We start from the raw sequence: 4,995 nt of genomic DNA on the forward strand, positions 1-4,995 counted from the left end.
CAGCTCTACCAAGGATTCGATGTGTTCAAGAAGAGCATCGTAGTAATTAATCCAGATTTCGTTCACGGTTCTCTTTGCTTCGAGTAGTTCAAGTAGTGAAACTTCACCCTGCTGATAGCTGAATGCAACGGCATCCCTTACTCTATCTGCGCCTGCCAGTATGCCTTCGGTAAAGATGTTTTTTATAAATTACTTATTGAGATGATTTTCTCTCTTACATCATCATTAAAATCTTTCAGATCATTAATTGTGATGACATTATCTGCTAACTGTGCTGCAAGGATTAACAAATATTTTGATCCGCTCATGTAATCATACCGCCGCCCGATGTGTTTGTCATGCTCATTAATTGCAGCATACACTTTATGATATGCCTCCCTGTTATCCAGTTTATCGCTTTTCCATTTTTCAATCAAACCATCAACTTTTTTAAGGCCATTAACAAACTCTTTTTGTAAACCTTTTTCAATAACTTGCCTGGCAATTTTCTTTTGAGATTTGGGGAGTTCAAAATACATAGCATCATTTTTAGCGTTTTTTAATTCTTTACACCCTTATACAAATTTATAATAGTCGCTCTTTTAACTGGTCTTTCCAGAGAATAAATCCTTTTTTGTCTTCCGTATAGTCATGGATAATTCTGCTGAAATTTTCGGGTTGCTTTTCAAGAAAAGCTTGTCTTCCTTTATTTCTGATAAGATTTAAGTCATGGTTTATTGATTGTAATTTTTGCGATAGTGATATTGTGTTTTTGTCAACATGCCACATATATGTAGCTTCTTCAGTGTCCAGTGTTTCCAAAACAACATGATATTGTGCAGTTCCGGAAAGCAGGAAAACGAAAGAGAATGGATTCAACACAAACCGGAGTTTTAAAATAGAACTTTCATGTTTTGAAGCTAAATAACTTAAATGCCTGTAATGCTTGACGTTTTCATTTTCTAACAGGTCATTCAGCAATTGATCTTCTGTATCATAAAATTGTTTTCCATTTTGTCCTTCCTGCACTTTGTTTAAATCCAATAAATTGTCTTCCTCATCTGCAGTAAGTTTCTTGCCAAGAATTCCTTTTTCGATGAACTTGAATTTTACACTCTCAATAACTTCCTGATTGATTTTTTTCAAATCATCTGATGTAGCCATTTGAGAAACCAACAAACCTTTTTCAAATTCAGCAAAAATGTTTGCCTCCACATATTTTGACTTTAGAACCTTGGAAAAATACGGCTTGAGGACATCAAACTCGGGCCTGGCCTCATTGTTTTCTATTTCATATTCAAGCTCTGTTTTTATATCAGAGATAGTGTGACTAAATGCAATTGCACCATACCGGAAATCTAATTTGTTAATGGGAACCTTAATCTTTTTATCAACAATAAATGTATCTATGGCAGGGCTTTCAATACTCTCTGCATCATCAAACAAAGTGGCCTGTTTGTCAAGATGGCGGTAATATGTATTTCTTTTCAGGAATAAGCGGTTCAGGTAATCAATCTTGCTGTCCCTGTAATCATAGATAAGCGGAGTTATTTCAGATCGCTGAACACGGCCAATATACTGTATGAGCTTTCCTTTAAAGGAAAAAGGATAGACAAGGAAAAGACAGGATGCGTTTTGCAAATCTATGCCCTCACCAAAAAATTGACCGGTTGAAATCAGTACCTGATAATTACCACTTTTTAATTGTTTCCATTTGATTTTCCGGTTGTTTTCTGAATCGTCTCCGCTTAAGGTAACCGTTTCAAAGGATTGCTTGAGAAATTGATGAAGTGTGTCAATATGTTCTTTGCGTTCGGTGATAATGACAGCCTTTCTTCCTTTATTGAGTTCTCCGGCAACATCTCCAAGGATTAATTTATTTCTGCTTGTATCATGGACTAAGACTTTTGATAAAGTTTCGAAAGTGTCAGTTTTTGAATTAAAAGGAACAAAAAGAGATGTTTCTCTCACAACTACTCTTGCCCGTTTGAATTCCTCTATTTCATGAGGCTTAATATCTGCTATTATTTCTCCAAGATGAATAAATATGATTTTCTCATCATTAGCTTTTCGAAAAGGTGTTGCAGTCAATCCGTATTGATAAAAAGACAAAAGTTTTGAAATAGTATTTCGATAAGTTAAAGCAGGAATATGGTGGCATTCATCAACGATAATTGTTCCAAATGACCGGGCAAATTCATGTGAATCCTGATTTTCAAGATATTTCCCTAAACTCTGTATCATTGCTACAGTTATATTTTTTCCCGTTTTGGATTTTCCTTGACCAATCTTTCCAATTTCTTTTTTTGGAATTCCCAAAAATGCCTGAATGCTTTCTGTCCATTGTTCCAGTAGTTGCTTTCGATGTACAATAATTAAAGCAGGTTGTTTTTTTTCGGCAATAATTTTCAATCCAATGACTGTTTTCCCTGAACCCGGAGGTGCAGTTATTACACCAAAATCTTTGCGGGAAACGACTTCTATTACAGATTTCTGATGAGACCTTAAACTTAAATTCATTGTGAACCTGACAGCTTTGTGCTTTATTCTTTCATCTTTAAAATCAAAATCTATGTTTTGCTGTTTGCAGTAGCGAAGTAGTTTTCCTATAAAACCTCTTGGAATGATTACTTCATGTTCCGTTTCCTCTATAAAACGGAAATACCGCCCGGTTCCCCAGGTATTCCTTCCGGAATTTTTCTTGATGAAATATTCCGAATTCGCAAAGTTTAATTCCTCTTTTAGATAATTGGTAAGTTCTGGAGACATGCCTGAACGGTTGAGACTAACAACATTATTGAGTTTTATATGGAGTTTTTTAGAATAGGTGTTGGCTGAAACATATTCAGAAACAGTGTTATTAGAGATTGATACATAAATCTTATCGAGATGGGTAGTTGATACACGTTTAATGGAGGATAAAAACTCCCATTGGTTTTGATATGGATTTAACTGCTCGTCCACGAAGCAACTATTGCCTTTTTTCAAAGCCGGTTGGTGAAGTGGTAATGCGATTAAATTGCCCAATCCTTTTCCCGAATGGAAATTCTGATTAGGAAAAAGCCTGTCAAAACTGGAATTTTTATCGAATATTGAAAAAATACCGGCTTGTTCGAGTAGTGAAATCAGAATCTTACGACTCTTGATTGCAGGATAGGGTTTGTCAAAGAATATCCAGACATGCCCTCCTTTTCCCGAACGTGAACGTTCCAGGTAAGCGGGAATACCTTTTTCTTTACAAATTTTAAGGAATTTAATGCATTCTTTAGCCCAATTATCTTTATCAAAATCTGCTGCAATAAACCATGATGTGTTATTTTGCAGTAATGGATAAATGCCAATTAGTTGTTCGCCTTTGAAATGTTTCAAAAGCTGTTTATCATTAAGTGGTAGGTAGGATTTATCTTTATAATCTTTGAATGTGCCACCATTCATCCTGTGTAATCTGTACATGTATGGGTCGTAATAATATGCAGGCATGTAACCGCTCTTCTTACCTTTTTCCCAGCGAATAGCAAATACATCCTCCCTGCCTTTGAAGAGGCTTTTGAATAAGTTAAATTTTTCATTTGATGAATATTGGTTCATGCTCCTTGAACTTTTGGAATTGAGGATTAAATTTAAGTATTGTTTACCAAACACTTTATCCGACATTTATCCGACATTTATCCGACATTTATCCGACATTTTTTACAATTATTATCCAGTATATAGCATATAACGAGTATTTTTTTTCTCACCTGTTTTTTTGATTAACCTTTTTGAAAGTAAATCATTCAAATCCCGCAGTGCAGTTCTGTCTGTAATATTAAACATTGACTTGTATTCACTATTTGTAATTGATTTTTGTGTTTTTAAGTACTGAATTGCTTTTATTTGTCTCTTGTTCAGTTCTATGTTTTTAAGTGGTTCTTCGGTAAAACGATTTTTGTATATTTTACTTAGAAAACCACCCTGTTCTTCTTTAAGTAATGGTTCCTTCAGGCCTAATTTTTTACAAGCTTCAATAATTTTGATCGTTCCTCGTCCCCATGAGTCAATATAGCCCGCTTTGAAACATGTGTCCGCAATCAATGGATTTCTTGGTTTGGAGCGGTGTACTTTCTTTAAATCTTCTTCAGTAATTCCTTCCGGCAAGCTACCATCATTCCAAACACTGAAATTGTCGTCATATAAACGGATTTGGGTTGGCGCACCCATATAATCACGGTGAACCAAAGCGTTCAGTATCATCTCCCGAACAGCATCAACCGGGTATTCATCCCGTTCCACTCGTTGCATTCCCATGAAATCAATCGGGTGAATAAAAAATTTGGCATTAAGCATCTCCCCAATACGGTCTTTGAGTTGGACCAAGTTGCCTTCTATTACCTCATGAAATTTCAAGTCGGCATCCGTCTCTCCGAACTTACCTATTTTGACAGCCATATTCGGGTAAAATTTTCCGGGATCTTTTCCGAATAAGACTACGGCAGCTCTTTTTAAATGTCCGTTTTCGAGCAGTCGTAATTTTTCAAGTAATTCCCGAATACTGATATCATCCTCAACATTAATCCTTTTAGCGATTCGTGCATCTTTCAGGAATTGCTTAATGCCGGATTCATCAATGTCATTTACAGAAGCTCTTTGTTCGGGAATATCATCCCAGGTCTTTCCGGTACGTTTCAAGATGAACTCATTCAATGCCAGTCCCTTTATTTCCTGTAAAGTACTTCCAGTACGCACGTAATATTTGCCTCTTACGGAAATAGGCACATCATAACGAGGAACGATGATTTCAAGATAGTGCTTGTCGTTTTCTTCAATCAGATTTATCTCTGCATATACGCCAAGAATATCACGGAATTTGTTTGGCAATTCTTCCAAAAGTTTGTCGTGATTGTCTAAACCTGTTACCTTGCCTTTATTGTCAATGCCAACATACAGTGTGCCACCGCTTGCATTGGCAAAGCCGCAAATCCACTTTAGGTATTCGTCTCTCCAATTGGCTTTATATTCTATGTTTTGATTTTCTTT

At 36.0% G+C, this 4,995-nt stretch carries 3 protein-coding genes; all 3 read right to left on the reverse strand.

Features of this window, described 5'->3' with window-relative positions; genetic code table 11:
* Window positions 1–182 precede the first annotated feature (182 nt).
* Window positions 183–518, reverse strand: coding sequence for a hypothetical protein (locus EA412_06600; protein TVR79388.1), 336 nt, complete (start codon window positions 516–518; stop codon window positions 183–185).
* Window positions 519–564: 46 nt separating this feature from the next.
* Window positions 565–3,459, reverse strand: a complete 2,895-nt coding sequence (locus tag EA412_06605) for a DEAD/DEAH box helicase (protein ID TVR79390.1) — start codon at window positions 3,457–3,459, stop codon at window positions 565–567.
* Between the two features lie 219 nt (window positions 3,460–3,678).
* Window positions 3,679–4,995: hypothetical protein (locus EA412_06610; protein TVR79389.1), on the reverse strand; the 1,317-nt coding region annotated here is incomplete at its 5' end.

Source organism: Chitinophagaceae bacterium, assembly GCA_007695095.1.
Taxonomy (GTDB): domain Bacteria; phylum Bacteroidota; class Bacteroidia; order Chitinophagales; family REEL01; genus REEL01.